We start from the raw sequence: 23,871 nt of genomic DNA, 5'->3' as shown, positions 1-23,871 counted from the left end.
CAGGAATTTATGATATTTTATTTAATAATCTGATATTAAGTGCAAAAGATTGCATTAAGGGACAGCTAACCATACGACGTATAATACAACATTGTTAGAAACTGTTCCGAAATTGAGATATACGGAATTTGTAGAAAAATGTCTTAATTTTGTTGGAGGATATGGAGAATGTTTGTAGAAAGAATACAATGTTAAAATAGTCACTAAAAATAATTAAAATATTTAATGAGTGAGGGGGCATAAAAATGGTTAATGTTTTAATTTCTTTGGTAGGTTCAAATCCAATACCTATATATTGTTTGAATAAATATTTGTTAGGAGATTATAGAACAGATGAAGAACTTAAACGAATTCCAAAGCCTAACAAACTGTTATTTGTATTTTCAGAGGATACAAAAAAATATTATGAAGGTATAAAAGAAAGATTAGGATATGAATATAAAGATATAATAGAAGTTTGTAATTTAAAATGTAGTCAAACTTACGCAGATTTGATAGAAGAGCAAATACAAACTAAATTGGATGAAATCAATGAAAAAGATAAGATAGAAACTATCATACTTAACAATACTGGTGGAACGAAGCCTATGGCGATTTATTCTACTATGGCAGTTTATAAATTTGCACAAAAAAATCGAAATATTCAAGAAATAGAATGTTATGTAGATCCAATACAGAACAAAGTGAGGCTAAATAGTTTACTCAACCCAGAAAAATACAATTCTAGCAATAGCTATTTGCCAGAAGATAAAGATTTAAGATTTTATTTAAAAGATATAAGTATGGAAGATATATTAGCTATACATGGATTGCCACTCAATCATTATGATGAAGGAAAACTTTTGCCTAATTCTTATGAAGATATAAAAATAGTTTCCAAAGAGGAGATAAAAAATTTTAGTCATAAAATAATTAGCAAATATTGCAAAGAATACACTGAACTTTTTTCAACATTAAGGAAATTAGAGGATATAAAGAAAGATTATGAATTTTATCAAAAAGCATTGAAGGAATATTATGATGTAGAATTAGGTGAAAAAATAAATCCAGTAAGTTCACAAAAATTTAAGGAGATATTCAATGGTTATCTAGAAAAAAAAGAAGAATCATCGTGGCTTGAAGATGCATTACCATCAATAAAGAATATTTTAGACAATGTTAATAAAAAAAATGCGGAGAAAATTTATAAATTTTTATCAGGAACTTGGCTAGAACATTATTTAATGATAGCAGTAGAAGAAGCTATAGAAGAAGAAGGATTAAAAGATGAAATTAAACTTTATCATTCTTTTGTGTGTTATTTAGATGAAAGTTATCAAGAAATCTCAATTTGAAATTGATTTAGTAGCATTAAAAGGTTATCAAATCACTGTATTTACATGTACTACAGATAGTACAAAGGGTTTGACTAAATCTAAATCTTTTGAAGGGCTTCATAGAGTAGAGCAGTTAGGTGGAGAACATGCAAAGCTTTGCATTGTCAATATGAAAGAAGACAAGGAAGAATTAGATAGAGAATTGGTAGGTTTCAATTCTAATTTTTATAAGAGCAAAGAAATTATATCGAAAGAAGATTTAAAGGATTATGACCACTTAGTGAAAAAGTTAAGAGATATATTAAAAAAGTAGGTGATATATATGAGAAAAGGGATTATAGCTTTATATGATATTACAGGAATTCAGAACTATGTATATGGTTCTAATAAATTAAAAGATAATATTGGGGCATCAAATTTAGTGGAAAAATGTTTTGATTGTTTTTTTGTAAATTCTATAAAGAAGTTTTATAAAGAAGAGAATTTTAGAACAAATTGGGATCAAGATACAGAATGGAAATATGAAGATGACCAAAATTTAGTAGGAGAAATTGTTTATATAGGTGGTGGAAATGCTTTAGTTGTGTTTGAAAATGTTGAAGTATGGAAAAAGGTGAATTATGAGTTTTCGAAGATGCTTATGATTCAAGCTCCAGGGTTAAAGTGTGTGACAGAGTATGAAGAATTAGAGTCTAATTTTTCGGAAGTTTTAGATAAATTGTTCAAAAAGATGAGCTTAAAAAAATACTGTTATACTCCACCTATTTTTACAAAAGGATTATGTATAACAAAAGAATGTAGTATAACAAAAAATCCAGCAGTTATAAATCAAGATGGATTTTTATCTTATGAGATATATATGAAAAGAGAAAATGCTAAAAGTTTTGAAGGGGAAATAGATATTATAGATGATTTAGCAGGAGAGAAAGGTGATAGATATATAGGAGTTGTTCATATTGATGGCAACAATATGGGGAAAAATATAGAAAAAATTACAAAAGAGACTTTACAGAGCTGCAATGATTATAGACAAGCTATTAAAGCTATTAGAGAGTTTTCTATTTTGATTAAGGAGTCCTATGAAAAGGCATATGAAAATATGAAAAAAGCTTTTGAGTGTATTATTGAGAAGTCAGAAGAATATAAGAGACTATTTCTAAATAAAATACCATTTAGAAAAATTTTGATAAAAGGTGATGATGTTACATATATTTGCTATGGCAAGTTAGCTATATCTTCTGTAGAGATATTTTTTAAGGAATTAAATAGAATTTTTAAAGAAAATGAAATGACTAAAAATTTAAATGCATGTGCAGGAATTGCTTTTGTAAAGCCACACTATCCTTTTTCTTCTGCTTATGAGATTTCTGAAGAATGTTGCAATAGTGCAAAAGCTAAAGCTAAAGCAATAAATGGGAATGAAGCGGGATTTTACTTAGATTTTCATATTTTAAGAGGTGGAATGGTTGAAAATTTGAGTGAAACTAGAAACAAAATATACAATGTTTCATATTTAGAACATAAAGATGAGAAAGATTTTGAATACTATAATTTGTTGTGGAGGCCATTTGAAATTTTAGGTGACAAAGATGAAAAATATGATTTTGAATCTATAAAAAAATTAGTTGAAGATTTAAGAAATATTCCACGATCAAAATTAAAAGATTTAAGAGAAGCTTTTTTATTCGGTCAAGAAGAGATAGAGGAAAATATTTTAATGATGAATAGAAGGGGATACAATTTAAAATTCAAGGATGAAGAGGATATATTTATTGATGGGCAGAGTCCATATTTTGATGCTATAGATTTTATGGAATTGCATGATGATTTGTTTTAGAAAGGGGGAAAAGTGATGCAACTTTTATTGGAATTGCTATCGGATACTTGTATATCTTCTGGGGAAAGTATTGCTGGAATTATAGATGTAGAAGTTGAGTTTGATGAATATGGTATTCCTTTCATACCAGCAAAAAGAATAAAAGGAATACTAAGAGAAGCAGCAGAAGATATAAATTTAATATGTGATGATAAATATAGTGAGTACATAGATAATATCTTTGGCAGACCAGGAGAATGTATACCAGGAAATATAATTTTAGAAAATGGTAGATTAGAAGATTATGAAGTTATATCAGACATGATTAAAAGAGGTCAAAAATCTAAAGAGTATGGGATATTGTTTAATGAGGAATTTGTAAAAGATAACTTTACTTATATAAGATCTCAGACTTCCATTGATGAAGGTGGTGCTGCAAAAGAAAATAGCTTAAGAAATATAAGAGTTTTGAAAAAAGGATTGAAGTTTTTGTTTGATTTAGATATAGAAAGAGAATATATCCAATTTTTAAGTGAAGTGTGCAAAATGGTTAGACATATAGGATTAAATAGGACAAGAGGTTTAGGTGAAGTAAGGTTATCTTTAGTAAAAAATGGTGAAAACGTTAAAGCAGGAACACAAAATACTAAAAAGGTAAATATAAGAAGTAATAGGGTAGATTTCAAAATAAAATTAAAGGAACCATGTGTTTTAGATACAGATTATATATCGGGAAGTTCTATATTAGGTATTTTTGCTAGCAGATATATAAAATTAAATAATATAGATGGGTACAATGCTCATAAAAATGATGAGTTTGTTAATTTGTTTTTATCTGATAAAGTTATATTTTCAAATGCATATTTGTCTATAAATGATGAAAAATTGTTGCCTACTCCTGTTATATTTTTAAAAGAGAAAAATTCTCCAAGGAAGGATATATACAGTATATGGGATGACAAAGACAAACAATATTGTTCATTACCTTACGATTATGGGATTTTAGAAAAGGATGTTTTTAAAGGACATAATGTTGAAAGATATATTAATTATCATCATAGAAGACCTGATGATAAAACTATAGGAAGTCCAGTTGAGAAAGATGGGGATTATTATCAATATAATTGCATAAAAGAGGGAACAGAGTTTAAGGGAGAGCTTATTGGAGAAGAAATTTTTTTAGATAAGCTTATGAAATTGTTTGAGAATGATAAATCAATATGGATAGGAGCTTCTAGAAATGCACAATATGGAAAAGCTGAAATTGAGTTTCAAACATATGAAAGAGAATTTATATGATATAGATATTGAAGATAACAAAGTAGCTATTTTATTCACATCTCCCATGATAGTACGAAATAAATTCGGAATGTGTAGTACAAGCAAAGAAGATTTATTGAAAGAAATTGGAATAGAAAAATATAGGGACAATATAGAAGTGTATTTAAAAACTGTAGCAGTAGGTGGTTTTAATTCTAAATGGGGGCTTCCCAAGGAAAGGGTTGTAGCTATAAAAGAAGGTAGTGTCATAGTTATAGATGATATTCCTATTGAAGAGGTGTATGAAATTGTAAATAGGAGTTATGGGGAGAGAATCAATGAGGGATTTGGAAGGGTTGAGGTTATAAATTGGAATTTAGAAGATGAGTTAATTTTTATGGATATGAAAAAGTATTCAAATACTATGGAATTAACAGAAACGGAAATTAAGGAATGTAAACATAAATATATTATAAATAATTCACTAGAAAAACTTTTTGCAAAGAAAACAATTAATTTGTATCTATCAAAAAAAGATTCCTTAAATAAATTTAAGACTTTTATTTTAAGAAAAGATATTTCAAATAATATTGTTGATAATCTTTTGATTTATTTAAGTACATCTAAAAGTTTTGGAGAATTTGATGAACAGTTGATAAAGGCAAGTGAACGTTCCAATAGTGAATATGAGAGTATAAAAAGTTATTTAATGGTAGAAAGTAGTACTGCATTGAAATTTCAAGATATAATACAAAGTGATTTTATAAATAGCATTGAAAATAAAGCTATTGATAATATATTTAAGACTGAAATTGGAATGGATTTTTTACAAAATGAAGATCAGTTTAAATTATTTGAAATATATTTAAATAAAATATTAACCATGTTGAAGTATGACAAGGGAAGTAGAGGTGATAAGAATGGAAAATAGAGATACCAATAGTATAGAAAAGGTTATTTATATAAAAGGAAAATTAAAGCTATTGTCACCATTACTTGTAGGAAATGGAGAAAGACAATTTACAAATAATGATTTGATTAAAGATACTAATGGCAATTCATTTATACCAGGAACAAGTATAGCAGGCTCAGTTAGAAATCATATAAAAGAAATTTTAAATAGAGATGAAGAGCTAATAGACATTTTATTTGGAGGAGAAGAAGTTGGCTCTAATCAGAGTTTGTTGTATTTTTATGATTCTACATTGACAAAAAAAGGCACTATTTCAATGAGAGATGGAATAGCTGTAAATAACTTTATAAAGGCTGCAAATACTAAAGAATATGCAAAATATGATTATCAAATTTTAGAAAGGGATAATGAGTTTGATTTTAGGCTAGAGCTATGTTTGAGAAATAGTTTTAAAGATAAAGAAAAAGATATATTAAAAATTTTGTCTATAATAATATCTGAATTGGTAAAAGGGAATATTTATATAGGTGCAAAGAAAAATAGAGGCCTTGGAAATATAAAACTAATGAGTATAGAAATTTTGAAATTTGATTTTGATAAATCCGAAATAAAAGAAAATCTATTGAAAGAATTTTTAGAATTTAGCTGGGATAAAAAGTTTCTTAAAGTGAGCAAAGAAGCATTTGCATCAGGTAATGAATTTATGGATTTAGTAAAGAAATGTGAAAATATGAATATTAATACACATATAAAAGTTCCGCTTAAAGTTAGAGATACTATATTCATAAGAAACTATATAGTTAAAAGTACGGATGTAGATGCAGAACAATTAGATTATAATGGTAGATTGATAGTTCCTGGAACCACTTGGGCAGGAGCTATAAGGCATAGAATGTTTATTATTTTGTATGATTTAGGATTAACAGAAAAACAGGCAAAAGAAAAAATTGAAGAATTGTTTGGATATGTTAACAAAAATAAAAAGGCTAAAGCTTCAAGGATAAGATTTAGAGACTCTATAGATTCTAATAAGTCTAAATTTGTGAATATAAGTAGAACAAAAATAGATAGGTTTACAGGTGGCGCATGTTCTAAAGCATTGTTTGAGGAGAGAGTAGCGGTAAATGGTGATATATCTTTAGATATTTATATAAAGGATCAAAAACAATGGGAAATGGGGTTATTGATTTTAAGTATATATGATTTAATGAGTGGGATGCTGGCTATAGGAGGAGAAACATCTGTAGGAAGAGGTTTAGTTGTAGCGGAAGATGGTTTTTCTATCAAAAAAGAATTAATTTTAATTGATGGACAACCATTGTGTAAAGAAGATGAGAAAAAATATTTTAAAGCTCTTAAAGAAGAGATTTCGAGCTTTGAAAGTGTATAGGAGGTGTTTTAAATGGCTGAATTGAATTATAATATATCGACTATTAAATCATCTTATGTTAGTGATTTTAATATAGATTTTTTCAATATAAAAACAAGAATAAAAGAAATATTTAATGAAGATACGGCCTATATTTTGTTGAAAGAAAGCAATGAAGTTTCAGTAGGATTGTATAAAAACAAAGATTTTATTTTTAAGAATGAAGTATTGCAAAACAAAGATTTATTTATAGATATGAGGATATTTAACAATGAGAAAGAATTGTATATATGGAAATCAAAGTATGATTTCAAGAATAGGATTAGAATTGATAATGAAGGCAAAGAATATGATTTTTACGATGAAGAGTTGTTGCTTTGGGGAAACAAAATTAAAAATGATGGAATTTTTATGGAATTAGAAGAAGAAAAAATAAAGAAATATTATATTCCCATTAATGAAAATGTAACTAATAATAATGAGGGGAAATTGGTGGTTAGAAATTATATAAGGTGCAGTAGGGAAGATGGTATGGCTATAATTGAGGATTTTAGATTGCTTGATATAAAACTTTGATTTGGAGGAGATATTATGTCATGGGAGGAAGATAGAAGTAAGTCTTTTGTAAATCCATACAATTTCATATCAGTTTATGGGAAATGCAAAAAAGATAACAATATAAAAGAAATTGTCAAGGGTAGAGAACTTATATCTGGAGTTATAGATTGTACTTTGATTACTAAGACATCTATATTCATACCTAATACCACAAACCAAAATGCGTTAAATGTTGAATGTGAAGATAAAGAGCATAAATCTTATGATTTTTTTTCTTATGAAGATTTGAACAAAATTAGCTATAAAGATGTAAAAGAGCCAGTAATTCCAGGTAGTTCTATAAGAGGTACCATAAGGGCTATATATGAGGCTTTAACAAATTCTTGCTTTTCAGTGATAGATGATAAAAGAATTTTGTCAAAGAGAATGCCAGATGCAAGTAAGCCAGGGATAATAAAAAAAGAAAATGATAAATATGTTTTATATGATAGTGAAAAATTTATGGCAAAGTATAAAGAATGTAAGAATGATCCTAATAAACAATTTAGTAAAAAGGATTATTCTAATGGGCAAAGGGTTTTTTTTAAACCGGGTTCAAAATATATTAAGAGAAATAAAAGAGGGGAGCTTATTGTTATAGGTACTGTTGTAGAAGATATAATTCCATATGATGCAGAAAAACAGCATGAACTTAAAGATTATAAAGAAGGATATGTTCTTTTGGGTGGGAAAATTGGGAATAAGCATCACTTTTCCATTATAAGTGCAGAAGTTAATTCGAAAAAAGTTGTCAGTAGAATGGATAATTTAGATAATCTTAAAAAAGTAATAGCTATATATAAAGACAATATTGAAAAGAAAAATGAAGAATTGGAAAAAGAGTTTGACGATTATGAAGAAAAAATAGGTTTGTTAGAAAATGGAGAAATTGATGCTATACCGGTATTTTATAAAAAAGTAGGGGATAAATATGGATTTATATATTTATCTCCATCTTGTATCACAAGGGAAGTTTATTACAATACAATTGAAAAGATTTTAAAAGATATGGGTGGGTATAATCCTTGTGATGATATAAGTAAATTATGTGATTCTTGTAGTTTGTTTGGGATGGTAGGACAAGAAGCTAATTCGTCTAGGATTAGGTTTACAGATGGAAGATATGAATCTAATGAGAATGGAATTTATGATGATATAGTTACTTTAGAGGAATTAGCTACACCAAGAATATCTTCTACGGAATTTTATATGAAATCTCCAAGGGAGGATTTGGAAAATGCTGAAATATGGACATATGATTATGCTGCAAAGTGGAGTGGAAATAGAAAAATCAAAATTGAGGGTTTTGAGCCTGAATTGAGAGGACGAAAATTTTATTGGCATCATAGAGAAGGATTAACAATGAAAAATAACAAATGCAATAAAAGGAATGTCACTATAAGGCCAGTGAAAAAAGGAGTAAAATTTGAATTTAAAGTATTTTTTGAAAGGATTACAAAAGATGAATTAAATAAATTAGTTTGGGTTTTGAATTTAGGAGATAATAGTGGAAAATCAAATTATTGTCACAAAATAGGTATGGGAAAACCTTTAGGGCTAGGAAGTGTGAAGATAGTTGTTAACTCAGTAAAAAAGAGAATTATAGATTTAGATACACTTGATAATGTATATAGGTATGAGGATATAGAAACAGATTTACCTAAATTTAATGATGATGTTTTGCGAGAGATAAAAATAGCGACAAATTTAAATAGTGTAAAGGGGACGATTTCTTATCCAAAAGCCATAGATAAAAATAAAGAAGAAACTATTTATAATTGGTTTATAGCAAATAAATGTTTTAATGGAGGAAAGGGGACTAAGCCTAAAATAAATAAAACATTATGTAAAGTAATAGAAAGAGATTTGACACTGCCTTCTTATAAAGAAATTGCTAATGGAAGAAATAAAAATAAATAAACAAAAGCCTTAAGATTTTTATAAATCTTAAGGCTTTTGATTTGAAGAACGTGATAAAGAACCAAAGGGCAAATTAAATAATTTAAATGAGGGAAGCTATTAAAGATGGATTAAATTTAATAGGTTTTACAAGGGTAAGAGAATAATTTTTATAGATATTTTTAGTAATAATTTGTCGTCGACCTATAATGGTGTAAAAATACCTGGAGATCGACGACAAATTGTTTTTTAATGAAAGGTAGTATTTGCAATAGCTGTAAGGTAGAATATTAAATTTATATGACAGTTGAGCACGATTTTATGATGTTGACAAAAATGAGAGAATATAGTAATATCAAGACGTGTAAAGTGATTCTAGCCTACCTATAAGGAATTGAAACACATAAACCCATTTTTCAATGCTTGGGATATAATACAGATTCTAGCCTACCTATAAGGAATTGAAACTTCATTTATATATTATAGTCACCATTCGTAAAAAATAGATTCTAGCCTACCTATAAGGAATTGAAACTGAATTAATATAAACAGGTAGGGGCTATAACAATAAGGATTCTAGCCTACCTATAAGGAATTGAAACAAGGATTCAAGGCTATAGGATTTAATAATATAGAATCGATTCTAGCCTACCTATAAGGAATTGAAACTTTTTTGTATTTAAAACTAGAATATCAAAATATTCTAGATTCTAGCCTACCTATAAGGAATTGAAACTGTCTTTCATCGCATACTGATTTATCCATTCATTCCGATTCTAGCCTACTCAAAATGGCAAGATTCTAGCCTACCTATAAGGAATTGAAACTTTTTGAAATAACTGAAAAATGGGCTGTATTCCAGCTACATTTTGCGATATAGGTGAGTTTTCTCATGGTATTCATCAAGAGTTGAATAAAATGAAACCAGCCATATGTTTTGTTTGGCTGGTTTTGTAGTATATTTTCAATTTTTGTGTTAAAATTAATATTACATAAAAAACAATGGGAGGAAGTATGACATGAATAAGACAATTGGATTTATAGGTTCAGGAAATATGGCGAGTGCTATGATTGGCGGGATAACGAGGTCAAATCTAGTATCTCCAGAAAATATTATAGCTTCAGATTCTAATGAGAAAAATTTGATGAAGATAAAAGAAACTTATGGGGTAAATATTACTACGGATAATATAGAAGTGGCAAAAAAATGCGATATAATAGTTTTATCTATAAAGCCTCATATATATCCAATGGTTATTGAACAAATCAAAAATGATATAAAAGAAGAGGCTATAATAGTGGTTATAGCTGCTGGAAAGAATATAGAAGATACTCAAGTTGCTTTTGGAAGAAAAGTAAAGGTAGTGAAGGTTATGCCGAATACTCCTGCTATGGTAGGGCAAGGAATGTCTGCAATAAGTCCTAGCAGCGAAATTTCAAGGGAAGAATTAGAAGAGATAATAAGTATTTTTGAGAGTTTTGGAAAGGCAGAGGTTGTAAGTGAAAATTTAATGGATGCAGTTACAGCTGTAAGTGGCTCATCCCCAGCATATGTTTATATGTTCATAGAAGCTTTGGCAGATGGAGCGGTATTGGAAGGTATGCCAAGGAATATGGCTTATAAATTTGCAGCTCAAGCAGTTCTTGGCTCTGCAAAGATGGTTTTAGATACAGGCTTACATCCTGGAGAGCTTAAGGACAATGTGTGTTCTCCTGGAGGAACTACTATAGAGGCAGTGGCTACATTGGAAGAAGAAGGCTTTAGGCATGCTGTTTTGGCAGCAATGAAAAAATGTGCAGATAAATCAAGAGAGATGAGCAATTAAAAACATAAGAAAGTAGGGATAGTATGATTCCACTTAGAGATACTGCCAAGAGTAAAAAGGTTCCCGTAGCTACATTGTTCATTATAGCTGTGAATGTGATAGTGTTTATAAATCAAGCGACAATGCCTTATGATGAATCTTTAAGTATGATATACAAATATGCTTTTATACCATCACGATTTCTTAAGGGAATGAATCATATTGAATCTTATATTCCACTATTTACAAGCATGTTTATGCATGGGAATATACTTCATATACTGAGCAATATGTGGTCATTGTGGCTATTTGGAGACAATGTGGAAGATTATATGGGGACTTTTCGTTTTATTGTCTTTTATATATTGGTTGGCCTAATAGCAGGTTTTGCTCATTTTGTTTTCAATCCTATGTCAGATTTGCCAACTGTAGGAGCCTCTGGAGCTATTGCAGGAGTCATGGGGGCTTATTTCATAATGGTTCCTCATTCTAGAATAATAACATTGATTCCATTTTTCCCATTTTTCATACGAGTGCCATCTCAAATTTTTTTACTCATATGGTTTATAACTCAACTTCGTTCGGGAATCATGTCAGGTATTTCTGGAACTGTAGGTGGAGTGGCATGGTGGGCTCATATTTTTGGATTTTTGGGAGGAGTAATATCATATAAAAAATTTAAAAAAGAGTAAAATGAAACCAGCCGGAAACTTTATTTCCGGCTGGTTTGCGACAGCGAGAACCGTCCCCGCTGTCGCAAGATGGAGATGAGGTAGACTATGGAAGATAGACGCAAAGGATTTTTGGCAGTAATATTTGCAGGAATTATTTTTGGTTGTATGCCACTACTTGCAAAAAATATCTATGCCAATGGAGGAAATCCACCAAATTTAGTTTTTTGGAGATTTTTCATTTCAGTTCCAATTTTATATTTAGTTCTTAGAAGTAAAAATATATCCATTAAGCTTAGTAAGGAAGAATTGAAAAAATTGCTTTTAGTTGGGAGTATAGGCTCTGCAGGTACTGCTGTACTACTTTTTTTGTCTTATAATTATATTTCAACTGGGGTGGCAACTACAATACATTTTATGTATCCTGTATTTGTAATATTGGAGAGTATCATATTTTTCCATGAGAAAGTAGATCCTATGAAAATATTGTGTGTTTTGTTATGTACTGTGGGAGTTTTACTTTTATATGGAGGAAATTCTAATGTGAGTCCTATGGGAGTAGGATTGGCACTTTCTTCAGGGCTTACCTATTCTTTTTATGTTATGTATCTTGATAAAAGTGGGCTTAAATCTATGAATTCTCTCAAATTGACATTTTATTTATGTGTAGTTTCTTCAGTTGTTATGTTTATTTTTAGTGTTTTTACAGGAAAATTCACTGTAAAGATGAGCCCAATGGCATGGCTACTCACTTCGATTTTATCTATAATTGTTTCTTTGGGAGCTGTAAATTTGTTAAATGTCGGCATAAGAATTATAGGGCCTCAAAACACGGCTATTTTGGGTACATTTGAACCTATAACATCTGTCATAATAGGTATATTAATTTTTGGGGAACAATTCAGTATGAAGTTATTTGTAGGATGTGTACTTATTTTGACCTCTGTGATTTTGATAGCAATGCGACAGTAAGACTGAGTCTCACTGTCGCAAAAATTTTGGTTTTTTTGAAGGATTTTTAAGAAACTTATCGAATACAGGACTATTGGCCTATAAAAAACTGGGACTTAATTTGGCAAAGGAGGGTCTGTCTATGTCTATTACGATAGAAAGGGATACCAATGAATTCTTAAAGTGTCAAGGAGGTTCTGTTGAGGATAAATTGAAAAATTATCTTAAAGAGATAGATAAAATTCTTGATTATGATATTTATATAGTTTTCCAATTCAATTCTAATAGAAATGTGGCAGTTACTAAAAGCTATTATTTAAAAGATGTAGATAAATTTAATGAGAAAGTTCCTCACTCGATTTTTTTTGAAAAGAATTCAAATTATCTTTTTAATGATCTGATAGAGAGCAAGGAAATAATAGAATATTTTCATGAGGACAATAGTAGATGTCTATTTGATGGAATTAAAAGAGATATATATGTACCATTGTTTAGCTCAAAAGATAAAACCATGGAGCTGATTGGTTGCCTTTATTTTGGCACTTATAGAAATATAGATTTTGGCCTTGATACATTATCTAAAAAAGTCCAGTCTTATGAATATATTTCCAACATGTCCTTTCTTTTAGATTATTCAATTGTAGAGGGGAAAAATGCACGTGCTATGCTCAATATTATTCATGTGCTGATGATGGTGTTAGAAAAAAAAGACAATACACTTTTTTCTCATAGCTACAATGTAGCTAATTGGTGCAAGAGGCTTGGAAGTGAGATAAATCTTGATGAAAATGAAATAATAAAACTTTATATAGCAGGTTTACTTCATGATGTGGGGAAAGCCCTTATTGATGATTCTATTATAAATAAAAATGGAAAATTAACTATGGAAGAATATGAAGTGGTTAAACAACATTCTCTATATAGCTACAATATGACAAGAAAAATATTAGGTGAGTATTTGGAATTTAACGGCATAGCTGAGGTGATTAAATATCATCATGAAAGATATGATGGAGGAGGATATCCAGAAGGTTTGAAGGGAGAAGAGATACCATTTTATAGTTATATAATATCTATTTGTGATTCAGTTGATGCTATGCTTTCGGAAAGACCATACAAAGATAGATATGATGTGCAAAAGGTAATTAGAGAGTTGCAGATAAATAGGGGAAAGCAATTTCATCCAGAATTGGTTGATGTGATGATTGATATGTTGTCAAAGGCCCAAAATGAATATAAATCTTTACTTGATAGCCATTTGAGTTTATGTTATTTGATGGTTAATTATAAAGAGGAAGTCTATATATTAGAAGGAATATTGACTAAAAATGGGAATTATTACATTTTTAGTCCAAATGATGAAATAGAGGCTGGGAAAATAGAATTAGAAAAAATAGTTTCATGTGAGATGACTGTGAAGGATTCTACAGCTGTGTTTGATTATAAGGTTAAAATAGCTGATATTAAGGACAACAAATTTTACATAGCATCCATTGAGTTGGAGAAATCTCCTGATGGGTTTAATTTACTTTGGAATTTGGAGGGGATATTGTATCTTCCTATAGCAAACCATGAAATGTCAGTAAATATATTGCGAATAGGTGGAGATCAACTACGTTTTTCTTCAGATGAGTCTGATATATTTGGTAGTCTAAAAAATAAAATGTTAAGATTGGATATATTGTTTTCTGATTATACAGTAGATATAACTGGAACTATTTCGAAGACTTATAAACTGGGTCATAGATACTATTGTGATTTTCAGTATAGGAATATACCGGATTTCAAAAGAGATAAGATATTTAGGCAATTGTTCAAAAAACAAATTGAACTTAGGAAGATGTGTAGCGCAAATAAAAATCCCCTAAATTGAGGGGATTTTTATATTAGTAACTAGTTATTGTATTTGTGTAAAATACTTGCCCGCTAGATTCTATGATATTTCCGCTTTTGTCCATTATATATTTTGGTTCACTTGCCAACATTATAGAATAAGAGTCTGCTCTTCTTGTTTTTATTGTGATGACTATAGTATCAGGATTACCCATTTTCAACTTAGTTTCATATTCAGATGGTGAAAGAGGTTTTCTAGTACTTTCGCTTGTGATGATTAAATCATTAGCAAATAGCGTTTCTACTTTGCTTTCAAGAGGTTCACTAAAAGTTAATTCTATTGTATTTCTGTATATTGTCAAATTGTAATTGTCATCTTTAAGATGTGGTGAAACTTTGTCTTTTACAGTGCGACAGAGAGAACCGTCCCCACTGTCGCACTGTCGCATCAGTTTAGAAGAACTAATATGAAGGCAATGAAAAGGGGAATTAAAACTATAGAAAATCCTATGTACAGACTTTGCTTTTCTCCTATTGTAAGTATATCGCTGGCTTCATAATATCCGTTTCTTTTTTTTCTTTTAAATAATTTACCTAAAGTTTTAAAAAACGACAACTCAAGCCCCTCCTTATGTAAATGAAGTGTCGAATTTAGTACGAATTTAATATATTATATAGTATATATCAGAATTATGTTTTGTTAAATAGGAAAAAAGGTTTATATGTACAAGGTGCCAAAATGTTGTATAATAGGAAATGAGGAAATAAAGATGCAAATTTTTAAAAAACATATTAGGGAAATGGCGAGGTGGTATGAAAGTGGAAGAAGTAAGTATGAGAGAGTATTTTTTGATACTTGGGAAGAGGGTTTGGATGATAGTATTGATTACAGCTATATCTATTGCTGTAAGTGGAGTTTTGAGCTATTTTGTACTGGAACCACAGTATCAGACTTTCACTACACTTATGGTAGGGAAACCTAAAGAGTATCAAAATTATGATCAAAAATTGGACTACAATGAGGTATTGCTAAATCAAAAATTGGTGACTACTTATGGAGAATTAGTTAAGAGTAGAGTTGTGACTGATGAAGTTATAAACAATTTGGGATTGGATTTAAGCTATAAAGATTTTGCAGAAAAGGTCAGTGTAAACTTAGTTAAGGATACTGAAATCATAAAAATTGAGGTTACAGACAAGGATCCAAAACTTGCTGCAGTCATTGCAAATGAAACAGCTCAAGTTTTTATGAAACATGTGAAAGATATAATGATGGTTGAAAATGTGCAGATTATAGATGAAGCTCGAGTACCAGAAATGCCTGTAAAACCAAGACCAAAGATGAATATGGCTATTGCTGGAGTATTGGGACTTATGATCAGTATTTTTCTAGTATTCTTGCTTGAATACTTAGACAATACTATAAAGACTCCAGAAGATATAGAAAGGTATTTAGGATTGCCTGTTATAGGTACTATACCAAAGCTTGAAGATTAATTTTTTGAGGTGAGAAGATGAAATATAAAGATATCATAACTTATGAAAATCCCAAATCTCCTATAGCAGAAGCTTTTAGGACTTTGAGGACCAATATCCAATTTTCAAGTATAGATAAGACCGTTAAAACTATAGTTATTACTTCTCCAGGACCTGGTGAAGGGAAAAGTACTATATCTGTAAATACAGCAGTGACTATGGCTCAGTCAGAAAAAAAAGTACTGCTTATAGATTGTGACTTGAGAAAGCCTAAGATACATACTTTTTTCAAGCTTCACAATGGACAAGGATTGACCAATATTTTAGTGGAAGATGTAAAGTGTAAAGATATAGTTCATGAAATTGATTTGGCAAGTGGACTTTATGTGCTTACAGCTGGTCCTATTCCACCAAATCCAGCTGAACTATTGGGTTCAAACAAGATGAAAAGTTTTGTTGAAGACATGAAGAATGAGTATGATTATATAATACTGGATTCACCTCCTGTAGGAATGCTCACAGATGCAGCTATTCTTTCTACTATAGCTGATGGGACTATACTTGTGTGTGCAGTAGGTCATGCAAATGTTGAGGCTACAAAAGGAGCTAAGGCACTGCTTGACAAGGTAAATGCCAATATACTTGGGGTGGTTTTAAACAAAGTTCCTGTAAAGAGTGGAGGATATTACAAATATCATTATTATAGCTATTACAATTATGATTATTATGCAGAAGGTGAAAATAATGATTGATCTCCATAGTCATATCTTGCCTGGAGTTGATGATGGCTCAAAGGATATGGAAGAATCCATAAATATGGCAAGACAGTATGTTGAGAATGGAATAGACAAAGTTATAGCTACTCCCCATTTTATTGAGGAAAGAGATTTGAGTATAAGAGATAGAAATAAACTTGTATTGGAAGAGCTAAAGAGCAATTTGGAAAAGGAAAAAATAGATTTAGAATTGTATTTGGGAAATGAAATTTTTATATCTCCAGACATATTGAAATATTTAAGGGAAGAAAAAGTTTCTACATTGAATGGGACGAGGTATATGTTGATAGAAACTGCTATGTTTGATATACCAACAAGTATGGAGAATGTCATATATGAATTGTGTTTGAAGGGATATACGCCTATAATAGCTCATCCTGAAAGGAATACAAAGGTTCAGGAAAGTCCTAATATTCTCTATAAATTTATAATGAGTGGAGCTTTGACTCAGATAAATTTGCCTAGTCTTGAAGGAAGATATGGGGAAAAAGTAGAAGAAACAGCTAAAGTACTTTTGACTCACAATATGGTTCATTTTGTAGGGACAGATGCTCATTCTCCAAGGACTAGATCTCCAAAGGTAAAGAAAAGTTTAGAGATTTTAAGCCAAATAGTAGATGAAGATGAGTTTATAAGACTTACCAAATTAAATGGAGAAGCAGTATTAGAAAACAAGGAAATTCTTGTAGAAGAACCTGTAATGTATGAAGAAAAGGAATCAGCACTAGGACGTTTTTTTTCACAGGTTTTCAAGAACCAAAAATAAATAATTTGTTTTTTTGAAGGAGGATACATATGAAAAAGAGTGTTTTGAATTTTATTCTTGCATTGGCTTTAACTTTTACAGCTTTGTTGCCGATAAATATTATATATGCTGAAGCTGTTGATGAAGGAGCACTAAATTTGTTTTTAGAAAAACTTGCTAGTATGGATGAAGAAACAAGAGAAAATGGAGGTATTCTTTTAAAGGAGTATTTAAGAGATGGAGATAAAGGTATTGATGATTTGAAAAGAGATTTAGAGATTATTGTTACTGATGGTCAAAAGGAAAGTTTAAAAAACTATGGCTATACTATTGATGATGTAAAAAGAGAGTTGGATATTTTGTATAGTTTCAGCCAATCTGATAGATTGCTTTTGACAGATTACATAAAATCAGGAAGTATTAGTAGTATAAAGAGTCTTGTGGCCAAATATGAAGGTGGCAATGGCGGTGGAACTCTTATTACTGGTGGAGGAAGTTCACAAACTTCAACAACTCCAGCAACTCCAACAACAAATGTTGGAAGTAATAATGAGAGTACAGAAAAGCTTTTAGAGGTGAAGTTTAAAGATATTGAAAAACATCCTATGAAGGATGATATAGTATTTTTAGCTGAAAGAGGAATCATTGAGGGGAAAACTGTTGAAAAATTTGATCCAAATGGAGATTTGACTAGAGCTGAATTTGTGACTCTTATATCTAGAGTACTTGATTTAAAACCAAAGGATGAAAAACAACTTCCTTTTAAAGATGTAAAAGAAAATTCGTGGTATCATGAAGCTGTAAAGATTGCTTATGACTACAAAATTGTAGATGGGACAAGTACTACTACTTTTTCACCAAATGAAAAGGTGACTAGAGAACAAATGGCAGTTATAGTCATGAGGATATTAAATGAAAAGGGTATTACTCCTAAACTAAAAGATACAGGGAAAAAGCTTGAAATGTATAAGGATAGTGAGAAAATTTCATCTTGGGCAGTTGTTCATATGTCTTATGGCGTAAAATATGGAATAGTAGAGGGAAGAGATGAAACTACTCTGAGCCCAAGAGAAGTTGCAACTAGAGCAGAAGCAGCTCAAATAATAAAGAAGCTTTATGATATATTAAATAAAAAAGATATTGTGGGGGTGATGGAAAACTAATATAAATTTTTATTATAACAGCTAAAAAAATGAGGAGGGGATTTGATGAAAAAGACATTATCACTAGTATTGGCATTTTCAATGGTACTTACACTTTTATTGCCAATGGGTGCATTGGCTCAAGGAGAAAATCCAAATCAACAACTTTATGACAAACTAAAAGGAAAGTTTGGAAGCTTTAGCACTAGCTCAGATACTGCGATTTTAGCAGCTCAGAAGTTAGATGGAAATAGTTTTTATATGAATGTATATAACAATTCAAAAACAGTTCTTTCAGATAGCAAATATGATGTATTGAGAAATTATTTAAAAAATGATTTGGGCTTAACAAGTTCAGAAGTAGAAGGTTTAATAGTAGAAGTACAAGATTGGATTGGACAAAATGAGTATAAAGATTTAAAACAATTGTTAGAAGATATTTCAGCAGATAAAACTGCAAGTGAAGCTTCAAGTTCAGTAGCATACATTGGAAGCTTGAGAAATACAATACAGACGAAGCATGGACAACTAATTGACAATTGTTTAAATACAAATGCAAGTAAAACTGATTTTGCAATAGCTTTATATAATGCAGTAACTAATAGTTTGACTGTAAGAGAAAAAGAAGACAAATCTTTAGTATTTGAAATAAATACTGCTAATTTAAAGAATGAAATTGGAACTATCAATACTTATCTAAAAAAACAAGTCACAGATGAAATGAACTATACAAATGCTGTTGTAGAAGTAGCAAAGTTAGTAGAAACTGATTTCAATGAAATAACTAAAGGAAGTACTATAGTAGAAAAGCTATTTAAAGATTTAGGTATAACATATGTTTCATACGTAGCACCAAACCCACCAGCACCAACTCCAGGCACGGCGGAGGCGGAGCAAGTTCAGGTGGAGGTTCAACAACTCCAACAACTCCAACAACTCCAGCACCAAGTGAGGTAGTAGTTCCAGAAGATCCAAAGGCACCTGTATCAGCTACTATAGGTAAAGAAGGAACTACTGTGACTACAAAAGACGGAGTTGCAAATGTTTCTGTAGATGAAGGAAAGGCATTGGCAACTGTTGAAGCTTTAGCTAAAAAAGCTGATGGTAGAGAAGTAGTACTTGTTGTAAAACCTGAAGGAGTTAAAGGCATGAATGCCAATGTTTCACTTCCAGGTAGTGTAGTACTAGCTCTTAAGGACAAGAAAGTAAATCTTGAAATAGTTGCAGGTGGAGTTGAATACAGTATTCCACATGATGCAATAGATACTTTCAAATATAGAAAAAGGTTCTAAGGTTGAATTTAAATCACAGGAAATAAAAGAAGAGGCTCCAGTTGAATTGGCAAATGGTCTTGGCGAAGTAAAGAATACTATTGAATTCTTCTTAGAAATAACTAAGGGTGACAAGACTACAAAAGTAACTAAATTCAACAAACCTATAGAAGTAAAAATAAATGTTGCAGGATTTAAGAATCATGACAAATTGGCTGCATACTATCTAGATGAAGAAGACAATACATTGGAATTTGTAGGTGGATATATAAAGAACAATAGAATAGTATTGAAATTAAATCACTTTAGCAAATATGTATTGATTGAATCTACAAAGACTTTCCCAGATATAGCTAAACACTGGTCAAAAGATTATGTAGAATCTATGATAGCTAAAAATATAGTTGATGGATATTCTGATGGAACATTTAAACCAGAAGGAAAAATAACAAGAGCAGAATTTGTTAAAATGGTAGTTTGTGCTTTAAATGAAGATTTAATAGAGTACAATGAAGGATTTAAAGATGTAAAGGCTAATGATTGGCATGCAGATTATATAGCTACTGCTAAGGCTCTAGGTCTTATAGATGGCTATGCTGATGGTAGCTTTAGACCAAATGCTACAATCAAGAGAGCAGAAATGGCAGCTATACTAGGAAAAGTTGTAGATATAGAAATAGATGAAAAAGATATTGATAAAGCAAGTAGCTTATTCACAGATTTTGCTGATATCGAAGAATGGGCAAAAGAATCAGTAGCTAAAGTATCTAAGGCAGGTCTTATGAATGGCACTGATGGAAAATTCTATGCAAACAAAGATACTACAAGAGCAGAAGCAGCTACAACAGTATATAGATTATATATTAGATAAAACTAAACCCCCTCATTTGAGGGGGTTTTTATATTAGTTGGAATAGTATGGGCCTGATGAAATTGCTCTGTTTCCGCTAGTATCCATTATATATTGAGGATTATTTAGTATTTCTATTGATACTGGACCATTTACATTGTCTACGGTTATGACTATAGTGCTATAATCACCAGTTTTAAGTCTAGTGGAAAATCTATTTGTAGATTGACCATTGACCATGACTATTAAATCTTGAGCAAAGGAACTTTCTAGTCTTGAATCTAAGTTTTCAGTGAAATTTAGTTCAAATTTGCTATTAGAAATTTGTTTGAAATCTTTAACTATTGGAGCTACTTCATCTAGTACCTTTATTTCTCCGCCTTGCACATCTAAATTGATCATAGTTTTCATGCTATTGGTAGATTTTATACTTAAGGATGTAGGTGCTGCTGTATTGTATGAGTCGTTTAAATATAGGGTTACAATTTCTGAATTGTCAAAATTACATCATTTATTGTTCTGCCTGATATTGAAAAATCATCAATTCTAGCTAGAACTATTGGTTGATCAAATCTTATTTTTATTTCATTTTCACTGACTAAGCTAGCTTGGTATCCAGGTTTTTCAATATAATAGTCTATTGCCTTTGCACGCAATGAAGTTGATGATGAAAATATAAGTCTTTCTGGTAATATTAGATTTCCTGACAAGTCTTTAAGACCTGTAACTTGAATTTCTGTCAAATTCCCTGAAGTACCTACTTTTACTTCTTTTCCATCTATTGTAGGTGGAAGTTCTATGATGAGCATTTTGCCATCATTGTATTTAACAAATCCTGTGTCTAAAGGCAGAGGTTTTATCATATTTCCAAATGTGATGAAATAATTGTCTCTATTTTCTAGAGTTTGTACATCCATTTGTTTGCTAAACTGAAGTATTATTTGAGTGTCTTTTCCTGAATAACTAGTGATCTTTGGAGCTGTTAAATCTTTCATGTCAATGGTCTTTGTATATGGAGTGATGACGTTTTTAAGAGCTGTAGTGTCATATACTCCTTGTATGATTAAAGTATTTGTTCCTACTGGTAGGGGTTGGAACAATACTATTTTGTATTCTCTACCTGAACCAGTGATTTCTTTTATGCTTACTGGTCTATTGTCTTTGTCTCTTATAGTGTAGAAGTTTTTATTGTTTCCGACTACATTTTTGTTGTAGAATACTGTAATTTCTCTTCCGTCTTGTGAAACACTTAAGTTTATTACTTCAGGAATACTTAAGTCTATTGTTGGTACAACTTTTGCTTCAATATTTTTTACTTTATTTCCTGAATAGTCAGCTACTCCATTTATATATATGGTAGTTTGAGTATTAGGTGAAAGAGGATTGTTTGAGAAATCAAGTATTACTTCTTCTCCTGATACAATTACATTTTTGGGGTTTCTATTGATATATCCGTATTTCCAATAGAAATTGCTCTTTGTAGCTGTATTTGGATCTACTTCTTCATCAAATGTAAGTATTACTTCTTCCAATGTAGCTCTTGCAGATACGATTTTAGGTGATTCAACATCTTTTATGATACCAAATGAATGGTTTTCATCAATAGATCTATAATTTGCATAGTCTTCTATTTTGCTAGTAGTTAGGATATGCGTTCCCTCACTTAATGCAGTATAGAAGTTTAAATATACTATATGATCTTCATTTTTTACAGAACCTGAAAATCTTTTTCCGTCTATTTGGAAATTGGAACTGCTAGTTGATTTTATTGGTTCTGAAAAATATACTTTAAGTACTTTGTTTCCAAGTTGTTTTACTTCTACTACTCTTGGTATTTGATTGTCAAAGGCCTCAAATTCAACATTTTCGAAAGATAGTTCTTCTCCACCTGCTGATTTAATTCTTGAAATAGATACTTTATATCTTCTTTGGTTGACCATTAGAGAATTGTCAGCTAGAGTTAAGATTACTTGTCTGTCTCCATCTTCAAGTCTTACTTTTTTTATGGTTCCGGCATTTGTGTAGTAGTTGCTTGCAAATAAGGCAGTGTTTTTATCTACAGCTTTTGTGAAAGTCAATTTTATTTCTTTTAGATTGTCTGCTTTTACATCTGATAGTTCAAAAGGTAATTCTTTTATAGTGAAACTTTCATATTTGGTATAGTAGTTGCCATTTGAAAATCTATAATTGTAGTTTCCGCTTTGTAGTCCTTTGACTTCTACAGAAAATCTTCCATTGCTGTCAAGAGGTATATCTACTACTTTTTCACCTGTGGTGATATTTGAAGATACAGGTTTTATATTTAGTTTGAGTGTTTTAACTCCTGTGGCTATACCTTCTATTTGAACTGTGTCTTTATTTACTGTAGCTTTGTTTTCTACTGTGAAGGCATCGGGAATATTCATATTTAAAAATTCAGCCAATGTAGTGTTGGTACCTTTTTTGTTTATCCTGAGGGCATTTACAGTCATGACAGCCATAAGGCCTCTTTCCACTTCTTTGTTTGCTGGCATGGCTTCTATATTGTTCATGATGCCAAGTTTAGTAGCTTCATCTGGAACTTCTCCCCATTTTGATGCTTCTTCATTGTAATCAAGTGCTCTTAAAAGAACTGCTTGAAGTTGTTGAACAGTGACAATTTCATTGAATCCAAATTTAGTTGGAGTTTTTCCCTCTATTAATTTTTTGTTCATGGACCAATTTATATATGATTTGTAGAAGGGATTTGTCACGTCCTTGAAAGGAACTTCAGCTTTGCTATATCTTGCTTTGTCCTCTTCTCTAAATAGTCTACTGACTAAAACAACCATATCTTGCCTTTTAAGTTTTTGTTCCAACATGAGATCTCCACTTTCGTTTCCTTGAAGTATCCTTGCAGATCCAAGAATTTCTCCACATTGTTTGTATAGCTCATCTTGAGTAGAATCAGCTAATGCTGGAGTTAAATTGAGTAATACTAGTACGATAGATAGTACCAATGCGATTGATTTTTTCATTATTTTTTCTCCCCTTTCATAATCTTTATTTAATTAGATTATACTACAAAAGAGTTGATTTAAATATTACAATAAGGTTACTTTAGGCTTTTTAAGCTATGAGAGCTACTTAAATTTTGTTGACATATAAAAGTCATTGAGATAGAATACTATAGTTAATGTACTAAAAATAAGGAGGGTTTTTT

The 23,871-nt window shown here is 30.5% G+C and carries 22 protein-coding genes and 1 CRISPR repeat array; of the genes, 19 read left to right on the top strand and 3 right to left on the bottom strand.

Annotation, left to right across the window (positions count from 1 at the left end; translation table 11 throughout):
• Nucleotides 1–245 precede the first annotated feature (245 nt).
• The 12 genes from ACFWUA_RS03485 (at nucleotide 246) to ACFWUA_RS03430 (ending at nucleotide 14,470) form a co-directional block, all read left to right on the top strand.
• Entirely contained in the window at nucleotides 246–1,334 is a 1,089-nt protein-coding gene (locus ACFWUA_RS03485) for a hypothetical protein (RefSeq protein ID WP_416198780.1), read from the top strand.
• Nucleotides 1,306–1,629 (top strand): hypothetical protein, encoded by a 324-nt coding sequence (locus ACFWUA_RS03480; RefSeq protein ID WP_416198779.1) that lies wholly within the window; start codon nucleotides 1,306–1,308, stop codon nucleotides 1,627–1,629. Before ACFWUA_RS03485 ends, ACFWUA_RS03480 begins: the two co-directional genes overlap by 29 nt.
• 9 nt (nucleotides 1,630–1,638) lie before the next feature.
• Entirely contained in the window at nucleotides 1,639–3,153 is a 1,515-nt protein-coding gene (locus ACFWUA_RS03475; protein WP_416198778.1) for a Cas10/Cmr2 second palm domain-containing protein, read from the top strand.
• Between the two features lie 15 nt (nucleotides 3,154–3,168).
• Nucleotides 3,169–4,431, top strand: coding sequence for an RAMP superfamily CRISPR-associated protein (locus ACFWUA_RS03470; protein WP_416198777.1), 1,263 nt, complete (start codon nucleotides 3,169–3,171; stop codon nucleotides 4,429–4,431).
• On the top strand, nucleotides 4,412–5,323 hold the full coding sequence (locus ACFWUA_RS03465) for a hypothetical protein (protein WP_416198776.1): 912 nt from the start codon (nucleotides 4,412–4,414) through the stop codon (nucleotides 5,321–5,323). Before ACFWUA_RS03470 ends, ACFWUA_RS03465 begins: the two co-directional genes overlap by 20 nt.
• Nucleotides 5,313–6,695, top strand: a complete 1,383-nt coding sequence (locus ACFWUA_RS03460; RefSeq protein ID WP_416198775.1) for an RAMP superfamily CRISPR-associated protein — start codon at nucleotides 5,313–5,315, stop codon at nucleotides 6,693–6,695. Before ACFWUA_RS03465 ends, ACFWUA_RS03460 begins: the two co-directional genes overlap by 11 nt.
• A gap of 12 nt (nucleotides 6,696–6,707) precedes the next feature.
• A complete protein-coding gene (gene csx19 / locus ACFWUA_RS03455) occupies nucleotides 6,708–7,250 on the top strand; it encodes a CRISPR-associated protein Csx19 (protein ID WP_416198774.1) in 543 nt (180 codons plus the stop codon).
• A 15-nt stretch (nucleotides 7,251–7,265) separates the two neighbouring features.
• Entirely contained in the window at nucleotides 7,266–9,191 is a 1,926-nt protein-coding gene (locus tag ACFWUA_RS03450; protein ID WP_416198773.1) for a TIGR03986 family CRISPR-associated RAMP protein, read from the top strand.
• 350 nt (nucleotides 9,192–9,541) lie between these two features.
• Nucleotides 9,542–9,997: direct repeats of the CRISPR family, unit length 30 nt; unit sequence GATTCTAGCCTACCTATAAGGAATTGAAAC.
• 192 nt (nucleotides 9,998–10,189) lie between these two features.
• Nucleotides 10,190–10,996, top strand: a complete 807-nt coding sequence (proC, locus tag ACFWUA_RS03445) for a pyrroline-5-carboxylate reductase (RefSeq protein ID WP_416198772.1) — start codon at nucleotides 10,190–10,192, stop codon at nucleotides 10,994–10,996.
• A gap of 23 nt (nucleotides 10,997–11,019) precedes the next feature.
• The gene (locus ACFWUA_RS03440) at nucleotides 11,020–11,667 is read left to right on the top strand and encodes a rhomboid family intramembrane serine protease (RefSeq protein WP_416198771.1); all 648 of its coding nucleotides are present in this window, start codon (nucleotides 11,020–11,022) and stop codon (nucleotides 11,665–11,667) included.
• 87 nt (nucleotides 11,668–11,754) lie between these two features.
• Entirely contained in the window at nucleotides 11,755–12,618 is an 864-nt protein-coding gene (locus tag ACFWUA_RS03435) for a DMT family transporter (RefSeq protein ID WP_416198770.1), read from the top strand.
• Nucleotides 12,619–12,739: 121 nt separating this feature from the next.
• Nucleotides 12,740–14,470, top strand: a complete 1,731-nt coding sequence (locus ACFWUA_RS03430; protein WP_416198769.1) for an HD-GYP domain-containing protein — start codon at nucleotides 12,740–12,742, stop codon at nucleotides 14,468–14,470.
• 13 nt (nucleotides 14,471–14,483) lie between these two features.
• Here the strand turns inward: ACFWUA_RS03430 and ACFWUA_RS03425 are convergent, their stop codons facing one another.
• Nucleotides 14,484–14,879: a hypothetical protein gene (locus tag ACFWUA_RS03425; RefSeq protein WP_416198768.1), complete on the bottom strand. Its 396-nt coding sequence runs from the start codon at nucleotides 14,877–14,879 to the stop codon at nucleotides 14,484–14,486.
• A gap of 370 nt (nucleotides 14,880–15,249) precedes the next feature.
• On the opposite strand from ACFWUA_RS03425, the gene ACFWUA_RS03420 reads away from it, so the two are divergent.
• The 7 genes from ACFWUA_RS03420 to ACFWUA_RS03390 are packed head-to-tail and all read left to right on the top strand — an operon-like array spanning nucleotide 15,250 to nucleotide 20,711.
• Entirely contained in the window at nucleotides 15,250–15,927 is a 678-nt protein-coding gene (locus ACFWUA_RS03420) for a YveK family protein (protein ID WP_416198767.1), read from the top strand.
• Between the two features lie 17 nt (nucleotides 15,928–15,944).
• Nucleotides 15,945–16,658 carry a CpsD/CapB family tyrosine-protein kinase gene (locus ACFWUA_RS03415; protein ID WP_416198766.1) on the top strand — a complete coding sequence of 238 codons (714 nt, stop codon included), beginning with the start codon at nucleotides 15,945–15,947 and terminating at the stop codon, nucleotides 16,656–16,658.
• Nucleotides 16,651–17,448 carry a tyrosine-protein phosphatase gene (locus tag ACFWUA_RS03410; RefSeq protein ID WP_416198765.1) on the top strand — a complete coding sequence of 266 codons (798 nt, stop codon included), beginning with the start codon at nucleotides 16,651–16,653 and terminating at the stop codon, nucleotides 17,446–17,448. Before ACFWUA_RS03415 ends, ACFWUA_RS03410 begins: the two co-directional genes overlap by 8 nt.
• A 29-nt stretch (nucleotides 17,449–17,477) precedes the next feature.
• Complete coding sequence (locus tag ACFWUA_RS03405; protein ID WP_416198764.1) at nucleotides 17,478–18,590, top strand: S-layer homology domain-containing protein; 1,113 nt, start codon at nucleotides 17,478–17,480, stop codon at nucleotides 18,588–18,590.
• Nucleotides 18,591–18,635: 45 nt separating this feature from the next.
• Nucleotides 18,636–19,526 carry a hypothetical protein gene (locus tag ACFWUA_RS03400; protein ID WP_416198763.1) on the top strand — a complete coding sequence of 297 codons (891 nt, stop codon included), beginning with the start codon at nucleotides 18,636–18,638 and terminating at the stop codon, nucleotides 19,524–19,526.
• Between the two features lie 59 nt (nucleotides 19,527–19,585).
• Nucleotides 19,586–19,861 carry a hypothetical protein gene (locus tag ACFWUA_RS03395; protein ID WP_416198762.1) on the top strand — a complete coding sequence of 92 codons (276 nt, stop codon included), beginning with the start codon at nucleotides 19,586–19,588 and terminating at the stop codon, nucleotides 19,859–19,861.
• Nucleotides 19,862–19,907: 46 nt separating this feature from the next.
• Nucleotides 19,908–20,711: an S-layer homology domain-containing protein gene (locus ACFWUA_RS03390; RefSeq protein WP_416198761.1), complete on the top strand. Its 804-nt coding sequence runs from the start codon at nucleotides 19,908–19,910 to the stop codon at nucleotides 20,709–20,711.
• Nucleotides 20,712–20,744: 33 nt separating this feature from the next.
• Here the strand turns inward: ACFWUA_RS03390 and ACFWUA_RS03385 are convergent, their stop codons facing one another.
• Complete coding sequence (locus ACFWUA_RS03385; protein ID WP_416198760.1) at nucleotides 20,745–21,092, bottom strand: hypothetical protein; 348 nt, start codon at nucleotides 21,090–21,092, stop codon at nucleotides 20,745–20,747.
• A gap of 77 nt (nucleotides 21,093–21,169) precedes the next feature.
• On the bottom strand, nucleotides 21,170–23,686 hold the full coding sequence (locus ACFWUA_RS03380; RefSeq protein ID WP_416198759.1) for an Ig-like domain-containing protein: 2,517 nt from the start codon (nucleotides 23,684–23,686) through the stop codon (nucleotides 21,170–21,172).
• Between the last annotated feature and the right edge of the window lie 185 nt (nucleotides 23,687–23,871).

Origin of the sequence: Sporanaerobacter sp. (genome assembly GCF_047830725.1) — a bacterium.
GTDB lineage: Bacteria > Bacillota > Clostridia > Tissierellales > Sporanaerobacteraceae > Sporanaerobacter.
The sequence above is the reverse complement of the archived record's forward strand: the minus strand, read 5'-3'. Positions and strand labels throughout refer to the sequence as shown.